This is a genomic window from Porphyromonas crevioricanis, from assembly GCF_900476255.1.
Classification (GTDB): domain Bacteria; phylum Bacteroidota; class Bacteroidia; order Bacteroidales; family Porphyromonadaceae; genus Porphyromonas; species Porphyromonas crevioricanis.
In genome coordinates, this window is sequence record NZ_LS483447.1 from 979497 (window position 1) to 996879 (window position 17383).

The 17383-nt window shown below is 43.4% G+C and carries 14 protein-coding genes; 6 read left to right on the forward strand and 8 right to left on the reverse strand.

Translation table 11 applies throughout. The features are described 5' to 3' along the window. Positions 1-3: 3 nt before the first annotated feature. The 3 genes from DQN70_RS09595 to DQN70_RS04430 are packed head-to-tail and all read left to right on the forward strand — an operon-like array spanning position 4 to position 4816. Positions 4-1821 carry a hypothetical protein gene (locus DQN70_RS09595; RefSeq protein ID WP_145980601.1) on the forward strand — a complete coding sequence of 606 codons (1818 nt, stop codon included), beginning with the start codon at positions 4-6 and terminating at the stop codon, positions 1819-1821. Then, positions 1818-3968: a hypothetical protein gene (locus DQN70_RS04425; RefSeq protein ID WP_023939599.1), complete on the forward strand. Its 2151-nt coding sequence runs from the start codon at positions 1818-1820 to the stop codon at positions 3966-3968. The genes DQN70_RS09595 and DQN70_RS04425 overlap by 4 nt, the downstream gene beginning before the upstream one ends. 44 nt (positions 3969-4012) lie before the next feature. Then, complete coding sequence (locus tag DQN70_RS04430) at positions 4013-4816, forward strand: TIGR02391 family protein (RefSeq protein WP_023939598.1); 804 nt, start codon at positions 4013-4015, stop codon at positions 4814-4816. A gap of 249 nt (positions 4817-5065) precedes the next feature. Here DQN70_RS04430 and DQN70_RS04435 read toward each other — a convergent pair whose 3' ends face one another. The 8 genes from DQN70_RS04435 to DQN70_RS04475 all read right to left on the reverse strand — a co-directional run bounded on the left by DQN70_RS04435 (position 5066) and on the right by DQN70_RS04475 (position 12831). Further along, positions 5066-7330, reverse strand: a complete 2265-nt coding sequence (locus DQN70_RS04435) for an AAA family ATPase (RefSeq protein ID WP_023939597.1) — start codon at positions 7328-7330, stop codon at positions 5066-5068. 1 nt (position 7331) lies between these two features. Further along, entirely contained in the window at positions 7332-7973 is a 642-nt protein-coding gene (locus tag DQN70_RS04440) for an ABC-three component system middle component 1 (RefSeq protein ID WP_023939596.1), read from the reverse strand. Next, positions 7966-9210: an ABC-three component system protein gene (locus DQN70_RS04445; protein ID WP_042225697.1), complete on the reverse strand. Its 1245-nt coding sequence runs from the start codon at positions 9208-9210 to the stop codon at positions 7966-7968. Before DQN70_RS04445 ends, DQN70_RS04440 begins: the two co-directional genes overlap by 8 nt. After that, positions 9200-10153, reverse strand: a complete 954-nt coding sequence (locus DQN70_RS04450) for a HipA domain-containing protein (protein WP_023939594.1) — start codon at positions 10151-10153, stop codon at positions 9200-9202. The genes DQN70_RS04445 and DQN70_RS04450 overlap by 11 nt, the downstream gene beginning before the upstream one ends. Further along, on the reverse strand, positions 10143-10478 hold the full coding sequence (locus DQN70_RS04455) for a HipA N-terminal domain-containing protein (protein ID WP_023939593.1): 336 nt from the start codon (positions 10476-10478) through the stop codon (positions 10143-10145). The genes DQN70_RS04450 and DQN70_RS04455 overlap by 11 nt, the downstream gene beginning before the upstream one ends. Then, positions 10475-10699 carry a helix-turn-helix transcriptional regulator gene (locus tag DQN70_RS04460; RefSeq protein WP_023939592.1) on the reverse strand — a complete coding sequence of 75 codons (225 nt, stop codon included), beginning with the start codon at positions 10697-10699 and terminating at the stop codon, positions 10475-10477. Before DQN70_RS04460 ends, DQN70_RS04455 begins: the two co-directional genes overlap by 4 nt. A gap of 543 nt (positions 10700-11242) precedes the next feature. Beyond that, entirely contained in the window at positions 11243-11728 is a 486-nt protein-coding gene (locus DQN70_RS04465; RefSeq protein WP_042225695.1) for an HU family DNA-binding protein, read from the reverse strand. A 623-nt stretch (positions 11729-12351) separates the two neighbouring features. Beyond that, positions 12352-12831 (reverse strand): Dps family protein, encoded by a 480-nt coding sequence (locus DQN70_RS04475; protein WP_036890387.1) that lies wholly within the window; start codon positions 12829-12831, stop codon positions 12352-12354. 364 nt (positions 12832-13195) lie between these two features. Between DQN70_RS04475 and clpP the strand changes: the two genes are divergently transcribed. The 3 genes from clpP (at position 13196) to recQ (ending at position 17353) form a co-directional block, all read left to right on the forward strand. Next, positions 13196-13873, forward strand: coding sequence for an ATP-dependent Clp endopeptidase proteolytic subunit ClpP (gene clpP / locus DQN70_RS04480; protein ID WP_023937162.1), 678 nt, complete (start codon positions 13196-13198; stop codon positions 13871-13873). Positions 13874-13883: 10 nt separating this feature from the next. Next, on the forward strand, positions 13884-15110 hold the full coding sequence (gene clpX, locus DQN70_RS04485; RefSeq protein ID WP_023937160.1) for an ATP-dependent Clp protease ATP-binding subunit ClpX: 1227 nt from the start codon (positions 13884-13886) through the stop codon (positions 15108-15110). A 62-nt stretch (positions 15111-15172) separates the two neighbouring features. After that, a complete protein-coding gene (gene recQ / locus DQN70_RS04490) occupies positions 15173-17353 on the forward strand; it encodes a DNA helicase RecQ (RefSeq protein ID WP_036887178.1) in 2181 nt (726 codons plus the stop codon). Positions 17354-17383 lie beyond the last annotated feature (30 nt).

The following is a 17383-nucleotide window of genomic DNA, read 5'->3' on the forward strand; positions in this document are numbered from 1 at the left end:
AAAATGAGTTCCACTCAATTTACTGGTGCCGATTTCAATAACGATTATACAGAGATATACAAGATAGAAAATGACGAATTTATCTGTATCTCATACACCAACATAAGCATTACTGGTTCAGATAGACCGAAACCGCAATTAAGGGTCTTTCTTGAGGAGTATAAAAAGCCCTTTGCTTTTGCTAAGAAAAATCAGTTTAGATACTTCCTGTTCTCTATCTTTACGAAAGAAGAGGAAATGACAAGAGGGTTAGATAAGTTTAATCCCGGAGAGTTTATCATATCAATAGAAACGAATCTCGACACCGATAACTCCAGACGAGACCTAAGAAGTATTTATGATTATGCCAATGAAAGGATTGGTACAAAAAAGATACTTAAGTGCTCAAGATCAAACTACAGAGCAGACATCAATACGGCCACATTTATTTATGTAGGCAACGGTTCGAATGAAACGAAAGAGTATTTTGATGAATTTGTTTCTATATTTGACTCTAGGCCATACCTCAATTCTTCTTCAGATAACGGCAATATTACGTCCATCGACCTTTCTTATCCTGATTTCCCTCTCCAAGTTATCTACTATGGAGCACCAGGTACTGGGAAGTCTTATAAGATTAAGAGTTTAGACAAGGGAAAAGCGACGAAGCCTGTACGGACAACCTTCCATCCCGATAGCGATTACTCTACCTTTGTAGGGGCTTATAAACCATCAATGCTACAATCGGAAGAGCAGCTATACACGAAGGAGGCTCTCATAAGTGAACTTACGAAACTCAAAGAGCTCGGAGTAACTTATGCGACACAAAAGTTTGGAGCTAAGTTTTGGTACTCCTTAAAGCAACTAACGCTTGCAGAAAAGAAGGATATATTATCTGCATGTGGGTTGTCAGACACCTATACTGTAGAGTTCGATAAGGGCTGTGCCATTGGAGAAGATTTTCTGAGAGTATCAAAAGAGTCTCGTATCGTCTACCAATTCACTCCCCAAGCCTTCCTCAAAGCATATGTGCAAGCATGGGAGCACTATCCAGAGCCTCAGTACTTAGTGATTGAAGAGATTAATCGAGGCAATTGTGCTCAGATTTTTGGTGATCTATTTCAGTTGCTGGATCGTAGCAGCACGGGCTTCTCTGAGTATCCTATTGCAGCCGATAGTGATCTGAGTAAGTACCTGCACGAAATATTCGTTCAGCAAGGACGCTTTACTCTAAGCTCAGAAGATCGGGACGAGATCAATAAGCAGTACCAAGAGGAGTATGCGGATGTGATACTGGATGTGCAGCAGGGCGAGCTACTTTTACTGCCCAAAAACCTGTATATCCTAGCCACGATGAATACCAGTGACCAAAGCCTATTCCCAATAGATAGTGCCTTCAAACGTAGATGGGAATGGGAGTACATTCCAATCCGCAACGCTGGAAAAGGGTGGGTAATTAAAACTAACAACAACGAATGGGATTGGTGGACATTCTTGGAGTGTATCAATAAGAAGATTGGTAGCGTTACGGATAGTGAAGACAAAAAGCTGGGTTACTTCTTTGTAAAACCACAAGACGAACACACAATCACGGCAGAGACCTTTGTAAGCAAGGTGATCTTCTACCTTTGGAACGATGTGTTCAAGGACTATGGCTTCAGCGATGATGAGTTTCAAACGACAGATGGAGCAGAAATGACCTTTCCTATGTTTTACGAAACGGAATGTGCCGACCATCGAGTGAACGAATCGCTTGTCGCTCAATTCCTGCGAAATGTGGTAGGAGAACCCAAGCAAAGTCATACAGACGAGCAACCAACGGACGAAACAAGCGAATCGTGAGAATCATCATCGAGGGATATAATTACCGAGCCGATGCCGTGCGAGAGGTTCTCCACGAGCTAAGTCCATTAGAAAATATTGATGGCGAGGTTAGTGTGGGTTATGTAGGATATTACTACCATCCACACATCCGAGATTGTGTCTTTATTTTACCCAAGGTGCTGGTGAACGAAGAAAACAAAGTATTCTCTCGCCTTGACCCTCACGATATAATCGACCTTGATCATTGTTACCTTCTCACGGCTGAAGAGCGGAGTTTTATTTATGAGTTTGCGGTGTGGATATATCGGTGCATTGACGTCTACAATAAAAATAATCCTAAGAATGATATCGTCTATCGTCGCCAAATAGCTGAAATGGGTAAGGGAAAGCGGATGATAAGTAATACGTTTCTTGACATCTTGCTCACTCTGCTACGCTTTAATAAGGAACAACAGCATTTCTTTACTACCATTCTGCGCAATATACACTCGGGACACAATAAAATCAATTGGACTCGCACCATCAGGCATAGTACGGCATGGATTCAGCAAGATGCGCCTCTATATCTTGATCTAGTAAACAAAAAGCGACAAATAAACACCGATGAAGAACTCATCGTTATCTATTTCTCCATTCTTCAATATATCAGTAAAAAATATGGTTTTCCCGTTCAAATATCTTTGGGCTTCGACCTTATTAGTGGGCGGAAATTCGAACATTATCTAGCTGGCTATGGCAAACGAAGGCTGAAGCAGATTAAATACCGCTACTTTTCTGATGTACAATTACGTTTGTGGGAGATGTGCTATGCATTCTTCGACAGGGCTCATCGTATACATATCGTAGCAGAGCAGCGAGAGTACCTGCTCGTAAAGAACTTCAATATCGTATTTGAGACTATCATTGATGAACTTATAGGAGATAAGGAACCTCCCAAAGGTCTCAAGGACCAAGAGGATGGCAAGCGTGTAGACCACATCTACAGCTATCGTAACCTCACCAATAATAACGAAGATAAACCTATATACTACATAGGAGATAGCAAATACTATAAGATAGGCAATCGCATTTCAGAGGAGTCTGTTTATAAGCAGTTTACCTATGCTCGCAATGTAATACAATGGAATCTAAACCTATTTTTAGATGACCGCACGGAAGATGAGACCTTACGCCGGCAAAATCCCAAGTATAGAGATGAGCAGACCGAAGGCTACAACATTGTTCCGAACTTCTTCATTAGTGCCAAAATGGATGAGCAGTTGTCGTATGCAGATAACGTATCAACCTCCAATCTAAAGAAAAATACTTTTATCTCTCGACATTTTGAAAATCGTCTTTTTGATAGAGACACGCTGTTGGTATATCATTATGATGTGAATTTTCTCTATATTGTGTCGCTTTACGCCCGAGAAAATGCACATCAGAAGTCTCAATGGAAACAAAAAGTGCGACAACTTTTCCGAGAGAAGATCCAAACAGCCCTGCAAGAGAAATACGATTTTTACGCAGTAGCCCCCAAGCCTGGAGTAAACAATGAAGAGTACCTACGTACTCATTTTCAGGAATTGCTCGGGAAAGTGTATCGCCCCTTTGATGACCCTCGCTTTCTCTCTTTGGCACTTGACAACCAAGATGCTGAAAACAACAAGAAGGTACTATCCAAGCTCCGCCAAGACTATTATATAGAGCCCTGTGCGCTAGGAGAAAACCCGAAGCAGGTACTGAGTGGGGCATTCACCTCTGAAGCACTCGCTACTACGCATGCTCGGAGCGGAGTCCTGATGGTGATGATGATGAACTATCTGGATAGAGCTTCTCGCTTTCTCCCATCGGGACAGATTGCTATCGGACTCAAGATGACCAAAAGCGGAATGGAGATCGTACGCCATATAGACGATATCGGCTATATCCTATTTCATACCAGAAACGATGAGAAACAGCATCTCTTCGTCCTACAAGAGATGCCTCAGCTTGTGAGCAAGGACGAGCTAGATCTGCAAGCGGATATCTACCGCAACACCTCCACGTGTGAGATGTATCTATTGATTCAGTTCGATGGAGAACTCCAGCTGGACACTACCAACATACACTCTAGTCAGATCCCCATACAAGACAATAGCGAACGCTACGATCCAGAATTCGTTTGGCTAGAAATGCTAGGATAGTTCTATAGACTGGGTGCATACAGAATAATCTACCTCTACTAACAATGGGAACAAGAAGATGCTTTACTCCTAGTGTTTTAGAAATGATTTCTAAAATACTAGGAGATACGGAAAAGGGCTTGACGGGCAGTGAAATTCAGCACTTGCTAACTCAGTCTAATATCGAAGACACAGATCCTCGAATGACAAAATGGAAGAGGCTGTATAATGCATTCGCAAATTATCAGAATAAGAACAAACGGTCTGATGCCATCTTTCTCTTTATAAAGCTAGCATTATCACCTGCAAAGTATGTTGATGACCTCGATGCCTTCAACGATATACGAACAGATATAGACAAGCAATTATGCTTCATAGGATACCAATATCACGATAATGGTGAGTTTAGTGAAGTCGATCCAGCCAGCACTATTTCTGAGGCTCAGAAAAGAGCTGCTAGCTTGAAAAACAAGCTAGATCAAAGACAGGCACACCAAGCTATCTTCAAATATTGTAGAGCCGAATTGGTTGTCAACAACTACTTTCATTCTGTTTTCGAAGCTTACAAAGGGCTACAAGAAAGAATAAGGGAGCTATCTTCCTGTCGTGAGGACGGCTATAAGCTGATCGAATATGTCTTTAGTTCAAATCCCATTTTGATCATTAACAATTATCAGACTCCTTCTGAGATAAATGAGCATAAGGGTTTTTGTAATATCCTAAAGGGGCTGTGTGATATGTTTCGTAATCCTCCCGCTCACGAGCCTAAGATTAGCTGGATAGTCACTGAGGAAGATGCTCTCGATATATTGTCATTTATTTCATATTGTCATAGGCGACTAGATAAGTCGCACCGAATACGACTATAGATAATAAGAACAATAAGCTATTAGTAAAGCCATAGATCCCTCAACCCGACCTCTTCTCTGAACGATATCGGAGCAATCGTTGTTCAGAAACAGATCGTATAGTGAGGAAAAGCCTCGAATGAGGTTTTTCATAGAGAGAATATCGATTTTATATGGAATTTGAGAACGATCAACCACAGCACATAAAACTTCCCTTAAACGATTTATCTGCAGCCTCAAGGTGGAAAATCCATATACATCCTATACTCTTTACATATGATCATCTACTGGACGCAGGCAATGACGTACATCCATTACTCGGGCTGGTATACCTAATTTCTCAGATTTATATCGAAGAAGCCCTCCGTAATCTTCTTCATGAGTCGATAGTAGAAGATTATACCCACGAAACTCATGTCGTAGAGTCTCGATTAACCCCCACAGATTCATATCATCTATGGTTTGTACAGGATCGTCTATAGCCAAGAAGGAATAGTTAGCATAGAGTTTATTGAGAGCTAAGGTAAAGGCTATAATGAGAGCAGAGATTTGTCCACTACTGAGATTATATAGGCAATCAACATCACTATTATACGCCCCCGTAACAAACAAAACCTTATTTGCCGCATACTTCATGAATACACCTCTTCCAAAGTGGCTATCTTGCATAATTCTTCCACTATATATATAGAACAATATCTCGATATCAGAGATTAACTTCTTGAGATAGCCGTCTCTTTGGGCACTCGCCTCTTTCTGAATTTCCTTAATCTTGGTTGCTTGAGCCTCGCATGAGCTCCTTTTTTGATCCAACTGGTCTCTCTCTCTTATTAGCCTCTGCATTTGTAGAGAGGATTGCTCTCTCCATTTCGCAAGAAGATAAGTCTTCTTCTTTTGTACATTCTCGAGAGTAAAGTAGTCAAAAAGAATATCCTCCTTATACTCAGAGAGAAACCTGCCAATTTTATCATAATCAACACCCTCAGAGCAAGGTTGATACATTCTCTCTAATACAGATCGGATTACTCCTAAAGTTGCATTGAAGGAGTCTGCTGAGGTGAGTTCTATTGAAAAATCAGTGCGAATACGATCAAGGAACGAGAGAACTTCACTGCTCTCAAGAGACATTACTACCTCTTGATTAATACCGATCTGCTTTATTTGCTCTTTAAGTGGATGAAGAAAATCCCGTTGACAATGCTCTACGAAGCTTCTTAGTTGAGTATGGAGATCTGACTCTAATGATGCGAGAAGGTCATCAAGTACCTTACCATGTTTCTTTACAGCTGCAAGGAGATCGTTATTATTATCATACTGATGTCCACATAGAGGGCAGCCCTTCTCCTTGGCTAAGTTTTCCTTGCTGAGAATTGTCTGCATAGAGCTATGGGTAGTACATAGGTCTATATACGATTTTTGAATTGCGTCACATTGGTCGTAGCGCATGACCAAGGTCTTGGCATCGACTACAAGAGCATTAATAATATCTGAAAACTCTGGAAGTTGCTCCTCTGTAAATATCTTGATGAAAAGGAGTAGACTATCTTTGTTTACACCCTTATCAAAAAGATCTGTAAGCTTTTGAGTTAGTTGATATCGACTAAGATCTTCTTGCTTGTCCTTATAATATACATGTTGAGCAAGCCTCTTGATCTGCTCATCCATAAGGAATGGGGAAACTAGACGATTGATGATATACGCCTTGTAGTCATCTTTATGACGTAGGTAATCCATCATATTTGAAAGTACACCATCCTCTGCAATTAATTGCTCTATCAGCCCCTTGTCTAATTGAGGGTTCTTGATATCCCATGAGCGTGCACCTAGCTTTAGCAAGCTCACATACTCAGCCCCTTGATCATCAGAAACACTCGCCAAGGTCTCCTGTAAGCTTTTAATCTCCAAATTGACCTCCCTCAATCCTTCCTCGTGTTTCTTTTTGATAACACGCAATTGAGCTAGGCATTCCTTGGATCTATTTATAATATTTTCAAGACCCTCAATATCAAAGAGCCTATTGATATCATCACTTCGATCCTTTCCCTTGGACTTCAAAAACAAAGTAGATTCTTCTTGGTCTAAATAGTGCAGGAAATTATATTGGCTTATCTTAACACCCTCCACCCTTGTATACTCCTCTTCATTCTCTTTTTTAGCTAATAGCGTACTAAAAGGAGCAAAATTGATCGGATTAGTCAACTCCGAGGTCTGAACTTCCCGCTTCAACCAATAGTGACCTTCTAAATCCTCAATGAGAAGCTCGACCTTAACAGTCGCTATTCCGCTATCACAGACCAAGGGTTTAAAGTCTGGATTATAGTTTAGGCGTCTATCCGCATAATTGGTACCATACACTTCATAGCGCTTTATCTTTCCTGTTAGGACTAACTCTATGGCATCAAATAACGTTGTCTTACCAAAGCCATTCTTACCTCCGAAAATGACTGTATCATACTGAGATATGTCAATCTCAGTTTCTTCTCTGAACCTCTTAAAGTTTGAGAAGCGGATTTTCTTGATTTTAAACTTTCCCATCTTATGGTTTGGTAATTAAATCATCAAGTTTGCAAGCAACCTCTTTTGCTAAATCTTCAGCCTGAAGGTCTATTGACTGCAACCAGTTAAAAGCTTCCTCTAATTCCTTTGATGGAGTATATTGATTAGAATACAAAGTGGCTGAATTCTGCGCTTGTACACTTGCCATAATGAACGGGAGTTTATGCGCAGTAGAATAGAGTAAATGATAGGGACCTGATATATCTATCTCGTTCTTCAAAGCGTCAAAGTTCCCTGCCTTCATTAGTATTGAGGAGAAGTCCTCGACACTATACTCTACAATAGCCCTTGCACTGCGATCAGTATAGGCAAGTACATACTTCTTGAAGTAAAAAGGATCGTTCTCGATCTCAACAATAGCATCCAATACTTCTTCGCTGATTTTTTCCACTTGAAGCAAGATTAGGAGAGAGGTATTCTTCTCCGCCTCTTTATCTTGAGCAAAAATAGTCCTAGCTATTTCTGCAATACCCTCTTGACTTTCAAGGTTGAATATTTCCACTGCATTCACAATGGCCCAAAAGTCTTTGTGCTCAGCATGTTTAATGAAGCCTACACCATCAGATTCATTCAATGGTTGATACTTGAACTGCTCAAATAGCTCAATGATAAACTCATTCATAATCTCCTGTATTAAATTTGCTCACACTGAGCAGTCCAACTTTCTTCGTTTTAAAGATATTTTCGTCACTATCAGACTTGTCTATCTGATTAATTGTGGAGACCTTATCCCTTATGTCAGTAATAAACTCGTTACCATCCTTTGTTACAAGTGTATTGTATTCCCTAAGGCAGTCAAGATTTGCTCGGTTCTGATACAACTGTCTGCATACCTTAGATAAAGGAAGGTGCTTGACTGCTATTGGAGCTTGTCGCTTACTCCGTTCGCACCAATCCACTTCAGGTCTTAGCTTGAAGGTACAGCTCGCTACAAGTTGTATGAGCTCTTGAGCGATAGAGCTGTTACATACGTTCTCTTTCGATCTCTCACAGGGACGAATATGTTCAACGGGTAGGAGTCGTTGAACAATATGCTCAAAATCAACTATCGGCATATTCCCGATAGAGTCTACTAGAAATTGGATATGCTTGGGATCCCCTCCTTCCCAATCGTCCTCAGATTCGTAGCTACTTTCAATCTCATCCTTTATCGAATGCAAAAAATCATATTTTAGTAGTCTATAGAAATCCTCCCTTGGATATGCTGCGAAGTCATCAAGAAAGAGGATGCTAATGATTTCACTAAACGGGATGCCACTGTTAGGATGAGTTGCGATTTCATACAAATACCGCTTCTCTTTAAGGTATAGTCCATGAATAGCTATAACCTTCATGTCGACCCATGAAATGAGAGCGTTATATACTCGCATCCTATGTCGCTCTATTCCTTGATCCTCAAAAATCCTAGCGATTATTCTTGAAATCTTTAGACTTAGTATATCAGCATTGAATGATTTATCGCCTTCAAAATCTTCAAAGAACGACACTCCCTCTATAAGTCTAGGTTGTTGATTAGAGTGAAAGTATGTGGTTGTATCTTCAGTGCAAATGCTTTTCTGAACTAAATCTGCCTTAGTTGCCACAAGTAGCTTTTGAGCTTCGTCAAAGCTCTTTGACTGCTTGTACAACTTACACTGATGAAGACTTATTGCTTGGCCATTTTCATTATGTACCGAAAAATCATCATAGGCATCGAGATACAATTTATATCCTTCAAGTTGATTTGTAGATCCACCCGAATTATATGCCTTTCTGATATGATCGAGAGCGACATAAACTGCACACATCCCTTGATAGATGTATCCAGACCATGAGCCGATAGCAGAATTAATTAATTTACGTTCAGAGCTATTTGGCATAATACAGAACAATGATGTGTTTATCTTCTATTAGTCTTATGTATCGCTCCTGCATATCGAGAGGGAGGAAGCTCTGGCGGATGCAGGCTTCCCATTCGGGGAGGATGCGCCCAAAGCGAGCAAAGATGTTGTCGCACACTTTTTCATCCAGACCTGAGGCTATCATTGCTTCGACGAAGTGCTGGCGGGTGAGTTTGCGCTTTTTGCCACAGAGGGTCAGTGCAAGTTCTTCTGTATCCTCGGGAATAACGAGAGCCGTAGACAACAGATCATAGGCTGGAGTGAGTTGATATTCGTTGCCCATTGGCGCATAGAGCGAGTAATTCTTGAGGTGCATATCCGCATTACCTATCAGCCACGAAAAAAGTACCTGCTCCCAATACTTGACAAGGTCAAGTTTAGGCACAGAGCTATACTTGGAGATGAGTTTGGCTATCTGCTCGTGTGAACCTTTGTATTTATACTCTGTCAAACGCTCTGAGAGCTGACACATATCTTCCATTGGGAGTTTTTCGCCCTGCTCTGTTCGGTCTATGCGACGAGTGATATAGCATAGTTCGCCATCGCTGAATCGCATCAGTCCATGAGGAACTGTTTCAATCTTGGCAATCTCTGCAAGGCGCATCGACACATCCTCCAATTCGGGGAGGTACGGATAACGCTCTGTTTGAGGTTTAAGAATAAACCGTCCCCACAAGCCCACAATGGTAAATCGCTTGGGCGAATTGCTCATCTGATCAAAGTCGAGAGATAGCTTGGGTTGTACTCCTGTCACTGTGGTCTGCGAACGAACGACCTCGTCAGCCAACGCTCGTACTTCGCTACTTGTATATGGCAATATCGGAGCTTGGGACATCCCAAACAATTTGCGACAACACTTGGCATGGTAATCCACCTCTCCATCAACCAAAGGATCGTAGCAGTATAGGCATCTATTCTTCATCTTCAATCGTTTTTAGAGGTTCGATACTTACCGCTCCAATGCAGTCTCGGCAACAAGCCAACAGCAAAGCCATTCGATCTCTTGTGTCTATCTTCCAATTCTTCTGAGCAATATCTAACAGCCATCCCTCAGGAATAAGTCCGTCAAAGAATGGATGAAGCGTATTACTTTGGAAAGGTTCTTCTCGCAAAGGCATCGTTAGGCTTATTCCTTGAGCTTCGGGCATAGTCAGATAGTCCTTGTCGTAAGCAAAGGAATAGCCCTCATCACTTTCTGTGAGAATACCTGCCTTGAGCCTCTTCCAATAAACAATTGCCTGCTTCATACTTCATCTCCTTCTCGTTTCATTGGCACAGGACCGCACTCCGAACCGAAGAGTTCAAAAACTTTATTGACCTTATCGAGGCGGAGCGTGGTCTTGCCTTGCTCTAGTTCACGCACAAAGCGTAGCCCCACTCCTGCTTTCTCAGAGAGGTCTACTTGTGTCAGTTTATATTTCTTGCGCATCTCCTTCACATACTGCGCTATGATTGTCCTCGCTACCATCTTACATCAATTGCTTGAAGTTTCACACTCAAGGCATATCATTGTGCACTGCACACTCTGCTCAAGCCATTATATACCTTATCAGTGGCAAATATAAGAAATATAAATCGATTATACCCCTTTTCGGGGATATTATTTTCAGTAAAAGAAGAAATTATACCCAATAGGGAGTGCTATGATATTTTCCCTGCGTCATTTTGCTTTGATATGCTCCGAAATGGGTACTTTTGTAGTGAGCAAGTGTGCTAAAAACAAATGGGAGGTATTGTAATTAGCTGATTAATAGACAATACTGACAAAAAGAAGATTAAGAGATTGAGAACAAAGCTATGCGATACAAGTACGTAACCACCTATAAAACAGTTAGATAAAACTGTTTTCCCATTTGTTTGAGGGGTATTTGTACCGATTAAATGGCTAATCGCCTAAGTGATAGAGAGGTAATGATGCTGCATCGGCAAATAAGACAACTCCCCGCATAAAATGATTATACGGGGAGTAATTGGCGATTTTCTTCTTTTTTAATGTAACGAAATAAGCGTTTTACGCCCCAATTTGTCCATTGTCGTCGGAGGGCGAAGAGCCACCGCCATTGTTTTCTTTTTTCTTGCCCAAGGAATTGTAGGCGACATCCAGTACACGCTCGGCACGCTCCAGGCGAACGCCCTTGAGAGCCGTCTTAACCTTCACGCGAGGCGTATAGATGACCTTGGCCTTGTCCACGAGCTCGACGCCGACCTTCTCGGCATTATCGACGCCCGAACCGGTCTTCGCCGTGATGCTGGGGCGATAAGTGCCCATGTCGCCGCAATCGACGCTTTTGCCGTCCTGAAGCAGACGGATAAGCACCTTCGCGGCACGGTCAAACACCGCCTTAACATCAGCCGAAGAGACTGTTGTCTCGTCCGCCACGAGTTCGATAAACTCCTCGAACGTCACATCCGAATGCAAATGGATTGCGGGGTACCAAAGCGTCTTGTTGGTCTTGCCAAAACCGACTTTACGCTCAACTGCTTTGATTTTAATCATGATGATATAATTTACTGTTAAACAAAGTGTTATAAATCTCTGCTAAGTTAGCTGAATTTTCGTGCGCAGAGAAATATTTTTTCTTGCGCACGGAAATAAATTTTCTTGCCCAAGAAAATTTTTCTCCTTGCCCGAGAATATTTATCGCTTTGCCCGAGAAGCCTCGTCGCCTTGCTCGATAAGCTCTATCGGCTTTCCTAAGAAGCCTCATCACCTTGCCCGAGAATATTCATCGCTTTGCCCGAGAAGCCTCATCGCCTTGCTCGATAAGCTCTCTCAGCTTTCCTAAGAAGCCTCATCGCCTTGCCCGAGAATCTTCGTCGCCTTACCCGAGAAAAATCCCCAGCTCACATTCGTATTTGTTGATATTTGAGGTCAAGCAAAATCCTTAGATTTCAAGTGTAAGTAGATCTCTTGGCCGGCAAAGGTGATTGAGCGAGAAAGATAAAATCCCCTCAAAGATGCCAGCAAGACGTCTTCGAGGGGATTTTTGCGCCTTTACGAGGAAAGGCAGAGAGGGAGGAGATCTAATGCAAGGTTAATGGCACACAGGGTTATTTGCAGATACACACGCCTCTATTTGTGAGGCCATCGCATGAACTCCTCAAGATTGTTTCAGTAGCTTAGTTCAGATAGGCCGTGAGCATCCAAATTTCCTTTTCCTGCTCAGCCAGAAAATCACCCATCAGAGCAACGGTAACTTCATCGCCGGCCTCGGCTGCAGCCCGTAATGTTTCCCTTTCGAGAGCCATCAATAGCTTGTAGTTGTCGAGTATTTCGGGCAAAATCTGTGCAGGGTCGGTCATTTTGCTTGTCTCTTTGATTTTGCTTTGACCAATGAGGATGCTCATTCTGTTCTCCGGAGTGACTTCCAATTGCAGGAGCCGCTCTGCTATCTCATCGATTTTCTCGGCCGTGGCATCGTACCATTTCTCGAACTGGGCGTGCAATTCATAAAAGAGAGGCCCACGTACGTGCCAATGATAGCCACGGAGATTATTGTAATAAACTTGGTAGGAAGCCAGCAAGGTTTCCAAGCCTACGACTGTTTCTTTCAAACCGTTGGGGTTCAATCCTGTGATGGAAAGGATGTTCTTATTCATAATCATTCTTTTTTTTGTTTGGTTATCTGTGGGCAAATGTATGGTGAAAAACTATGATGAGGAACTGTTTTATCCTATGGTAGAATAGACGAAATCTATATTTTGGAGTAGCCCCTGTGATGATCTCTTATCGTCGAGGCATTGCGGAAGTCGTATGTGTTTCTTGCTCACTCTCCAAATGCTAGGAACAATGGCCGGATAAAAAGTATAGGCAGGGGTGCATAAATTTTCTACCTTTGTTTGGGTAGGGCGATTGGCCTGATCCGAGTTCTGCTGGTTTTGAGGCAGGGCGGTCTTTGCAGCTATCCTCCTTCTTATCCTATATATACTACTTACTACAGCAGCACAACGCAGAAAAATAATAATGAATACAAAAGACGATTTCAGAAAATATGCCACCGGTCATCTGCGCATGAGCAGTACCGGCTTGGACGACTATCTCAAGGTACAGAGCAGCTATATCTCTCCTACGATTATGGAGGAACGACAACTCAACGTTGCTCAGATGGATGTCTTCTCTCGTTTGATGATGGACCGTATTATCTTTCTTGGGACGCAGATAGATGACTATGCCGCCAACGTAATTCAGGCACAGTTGCTCTATTTGGATAGCAGTGATCCTGGGAAAGATATTTCCATATATATCAATTCTCCGGGAGGATCGGTCTATGCCGGCTATGGCATCTACGACACCATGCAATACATAGGTAGTGAAATCTCTACCATATGTACCGGTATGGCAGCCTCCATGGCCTCCGTATTGCTGGTGGCAGGAGAGAAAGGCAAGCGGTTTGCTTTGCCGCACTCTCGGGTAATGATTCATCAGCCATTGGGGGGTATGAGCGGTCAGGCCAGCGATCTGGAGATTGCAGCCCGTGAGATATTGCGAGTGAAGAAAGAGTTGTACACAATTATCTCCACTCACTCCGGCAAGAAGATAGAGGATGTGGAGCGAGACAGCGACCGTGACTATTGGATGACAGCCGAAGAAGCTCTCAGCTATGGCATGATAGACAAGATTTTGACCAAGCAGCGGAAATAGGCTTCGGTGTATGAGCAAAAATAATAAGCCCCAGGAGGGGCATTGCGACTTTTGTGGAGCACCCGAAAGTCAGACCTCTCTCTTGTTGAGAGGCCTGAGTGGGTCTATTTGTTCAGATTGTGCCATGAGGGCTGTCGAGGTGAGCCGAGACATGATCCGCCAATCGGATAAGACACTCGAGACCCTCAACGAAACCCCATTACCCAAGCCGAAAGAGATCAAGGCCTTTTTGGATCTCTATGTCGTGGGGCAGGATGCAGCCAAGCGATACTTGTCCGTTGCCGTATATAACCATTATAAGCGGCTTTTGCAGCAGGGAGATGAGAATGAGACGGAGATAGAGAAGAGCAATGTGATACTGCTCGGCCCTACTGGTACGGGTAAGACCTTGCTGGCTCGCACTATTGCCCGGATGCTCAAGGTGCCTTTTACTATCGTGGATGCCACAGTGCTCACCGAAGCCGGTTATGTAGGAGAAGATATAGAAAGCATCATCACACGGCTGTTGCAGGCTTCGGACTATAATGTCTCCAAGGCCGAGCGAGGGATTGTGTTTATTGATGAGATAGACAAGATCGCTCGCAAAAGCGATAACCCCTCTATTACCCGAGATGTCAGCGGAGAGGGTGTGCAGCAAGGTTTGTTGAAATTGCTTGAAGGCTCTGTGGTAAATGTGCCACCCGAAGGAGGACGTAAGCACCCTGAACAGAAGCTCATAGCCGTAAACACCAAGCAGATACTCTTTGTCTGTGCCGGAGCTTTCGATGGGATAGAGAAGCGTATTGCCAGACGCCTCAATACAAGGGTCGTAGGCTATACTTCCAGTCAGAATGTCAAGCAGATTAAGCCGGAGGATATGCTGCAGTATGTCACCCATCAAGACCTGAAGAGCTATGGATTGATCCCTGAGATTATCGGGCGTCTTCCCATTTTGTCTTACCTCGATCCACTGGATAGAGATACTCTCAAACGGATTCTCACCGAACCGAAGAATGCTATCACCAGACAGTACACCAAGTTGTTCGAGATGGACGGGATCACACTCAAATTCAAAGACGAAGCCTTGGATTTTATTGTAGATAAGGCCATAGAAGAGAAGTTGGGTGCCAGAGGACTCCGAGCTATTGTGGAGACAATCATGCTTGACGCGATGTTTAACCTGCCCGGTGAAGACCAGAAGCAACTGACCGTAACACGTGCTTTTGCCGAAAAAGAATATTTGCGAAACAAGAAGTAGGAGTTTGGCCCTTGCCAACAAACAACAGCGACTATACCTGTAATCAACATTATGATCTATCTATGGTGGACGACTTAACTCTTAAACTGAAAGAGTATTTCGGCTTCGATACATTCAAGGGTAACCAAGAAGCTATCATACGAAACGTATTGGAGGGGAAGGATACCTTTGTTCGGATGCCTACGGGAGGAGGCAAGAGCCTTTGCTACCAACTGCCGGCTCTTATCTTGCCGGGTACGGCCATCGTAGTATCTCCCCTAATTGCCTTGATGAAGAATCAAGTCGATGCTATACGTTATGTGAGTAGTGATGACGGTATAGCACATTTTCTAAACTCTTCTCTTACCAAGGTACAGATAGAGCGGGTGCGGCAAGACATCCGAGCCGGCATTACCAAGCTGTTGTATGTAGCCCCCGAATCGCTCAATAAGGAAGAGAATATAGCCTTTCTGCGGACTGTGCATGTCTCTTTTTATGCAGTCGATGAGGCTCACTGTATTTCGGAATGGGGGCATGACTTTAGACCAGAGTACAGGCGTATTCGGCCTATTATCAACGAAATATCTCCTCGCCCTGTGATTGCTCTCACGGCTACGGCCACCCCCAAGGTGCAGCACGATATACAGAAGAATTTGGGCCTTAATTCTCCGACGATATTCAAGAGTTCATTCAACCGCCCGAACTTATTTTATCAGGTAAAACCCAAGAATGAAAATGTAGATCGGGAAGTGGTCAAATTTATCCTCTCCATGCCCGGGAAAAGTGGAATTGTGTATTGCATGAGTAGGAATAAGGTTACTACCTTTGCCCAAATTTTGCAGGCCAATGGGATTAGCGCTCTCCCTTACCATGCGGGTATGGATCCCAAAGAGAGGGCGGAAAACCAGGATGCTTTTCTGGAAGAGCGTGCCGATGTGATTGTAGCGACAATTGCTTTCGGTATGGGTATCGATAAGCCGGACGTGCGCTACGTGATTCACTACGATATGCCTAAGAGTCTGGAGGGATACTATCAGGAAACCGGCAGAGCCGGGCGAGATGGGGGTGAGGGTATTTGTCTGGCTTTCTATAGTAAGAAAGATCTTGCCAAGCTGGAGAAATTCATGAAAGGTAAACCCATCAGCGAGCAGGAGATTGGCAGGCAATTATTGATTGAGACGGCAGCTTATGCCGAATCGAGAGTTTGTCGTCGCAAGTTGCTCTTGCACTACTTCGGAGAGGAGTACGAGAAAGATAACTGCGGCAGTTGTGATAATTGTTTGATGCCGGTAAAACAGGTGGAAGCAAAGGAGTTATTAGTGAGCGTGTTGGAGGCCGTCCAGGAACTCAAAAGCAAGTTCAAAACGGATTACGTAATCAAGATACTTCGCGGAGAAAACTCTGCCGAGGTGGAATCGTTTAAGCATGATCAGCTGGAAAGCTTCGGTGTGTGTGAGAAAGAATCCGAAGAGACTCTCAATAGTGTGATCAGACAAGCCCTGATCGAAGGATATTTAAGTAAGGATATAGAGAATTATGGCCTGCTCAAAGAGACTCCGAAGGGTAAGAAATATCTCAAGAAACCGGTTAGCTTCCAGATCCCCAGTGAGGATGAAGAGGAAGACAGCGAGAGTGCTGTGCCACGTACTTCGGGTGGCGGATCGGGTGGTGCGGTAGACCCGGTGCTATTCTCCATGATGAAAGATCTGCGCAAGAAGATCGGATCTCGCCACAAAGTGCCCCCCTATGTTGTCTTTCAGGATGTCAGTATGGAGGCTATGGCTACATTCTATCCTGTGACCATGGAGGAGCTGCAGAAGATCCCGGGAGTGGGAGCCGGCAAAGCCAAGAGATACGGGCAGGAATTTTTGGATTTGATTAAGCGGCACGTTGAAGATAATGACATAGAACGTCCTGAAGACCTTCGAGTGAAAACGCTGGCCAATAAGTCGAAGATGAAAGTTGCTATTGTGCAGCAGATAGACCGTAAGGTGGCTTTGGACGATATAGCCATGAGCCACGGATTGGAGTTCGATGAATTGCTCTCCGAGATAGAGGCGATTGTCTACTCTGGTACGCACCTCAACATCGACTACTTTATCGAAGAGGCTATGGACCCCGACCATGTCAGTGACATTTATGACTACTTCAAAGAATCGACTTCGGATTCTCTCGAAGCCGCTCAGGAAGAGTTGGGTGATGAATATAGCGAGGACGAAATACGACTACTGAGGGTAAAGTTCCTCTCCGATTTGGCCAATTGATTTATACCAAGTAATACAGAGCAAACATCC

Coding starts and splice junctions, on each gene's coding strand:
- DQN70_RS09595 (WP_145980601.1), top strand. CDS start 4: ATGAGTTCCACTCAATTTACTGGTGCCGATTTCAATAACGATTATACA.
- DQN70_RS04430 (WP_023939598.1), top strand. CDS start 4,013: ATGGGAACAAGAAGATGCTTTACTCCTAGTGTTTTAGAAATGATTTCT.
- DQN70_RS04435 (WP_023939597.1), bottom strand. CDS start 7,330: ATGGGAAAGTTTAAAATCAAGAAAATCCGCTTCTCAAACTTTAAGAGG.
- DQN70_RS04440 (WP_023939596.1), bottom strand. CDS start 7,973: ATGAATGAGTTTATCATTGAGCTATTTGAGCAGTTCAAGTATCAACCA.
- DQN70_RS04445 (WP_042225697.1), bottom strand. CDS start 9,210: ATGCCAAATAGCTCTGAACGTAAATTAATTAATTCTGCTATCGGCTCA.
- DQN70_RS04450 (WP_023939594.1), bottom strand. CDS start 10,153: ATGAAGAATAGATGCCTATACTGCTACGATCCTTTGGTTGATGGAGAG.
- DQN70_RS04455 (WP_023939593.1), bottom strand. CDS start 10,478: ATGAAGCAGGCAATTGTTTATTGGAAGAGGCTCAAGGCAGGTATTCTC.
- DQN70_RS04460 (WP_023939592.1), bottom strand. CDS start 10,699: ATGGTAGCGAGGACAATCATAGCGCAGTATGTGAAGGAGATGCGCAAG.
- DQN70_RS04465 (WP_042225695.1), bottom strand. CDS start 11,728: ATGATTAAAATCAAAGCAGTTGAGCGTAAAGTCGGTTTTGGCAAGACC.
- DQN70_RS04475 (WP_036890387.1), bottom strand. CDS start 12,831: ATGAATAAGAACATCCTTTCCATCACAGGATTGAACCCCAACGGTTTG.
- clpP (WP_023937162.1), top strand. CDS start 13,196: ATGAATACAAAAGACGATTTCAGAAAATATGCCACCGGTCATCTGCGC.
- clpX (WP_023937160.1), top strand. CDS start 13,884: ATGAGCAAAAATAATAAGCCCCAGGAGGGGCATTGCGACTTTTGTGGA.
- recQ (WP_036887178.1), top strand. CDS start 15,173: ATGGTGGACGACTTAACTCTTAAACTGAAAGAGTATTTCGGCTTCGAT.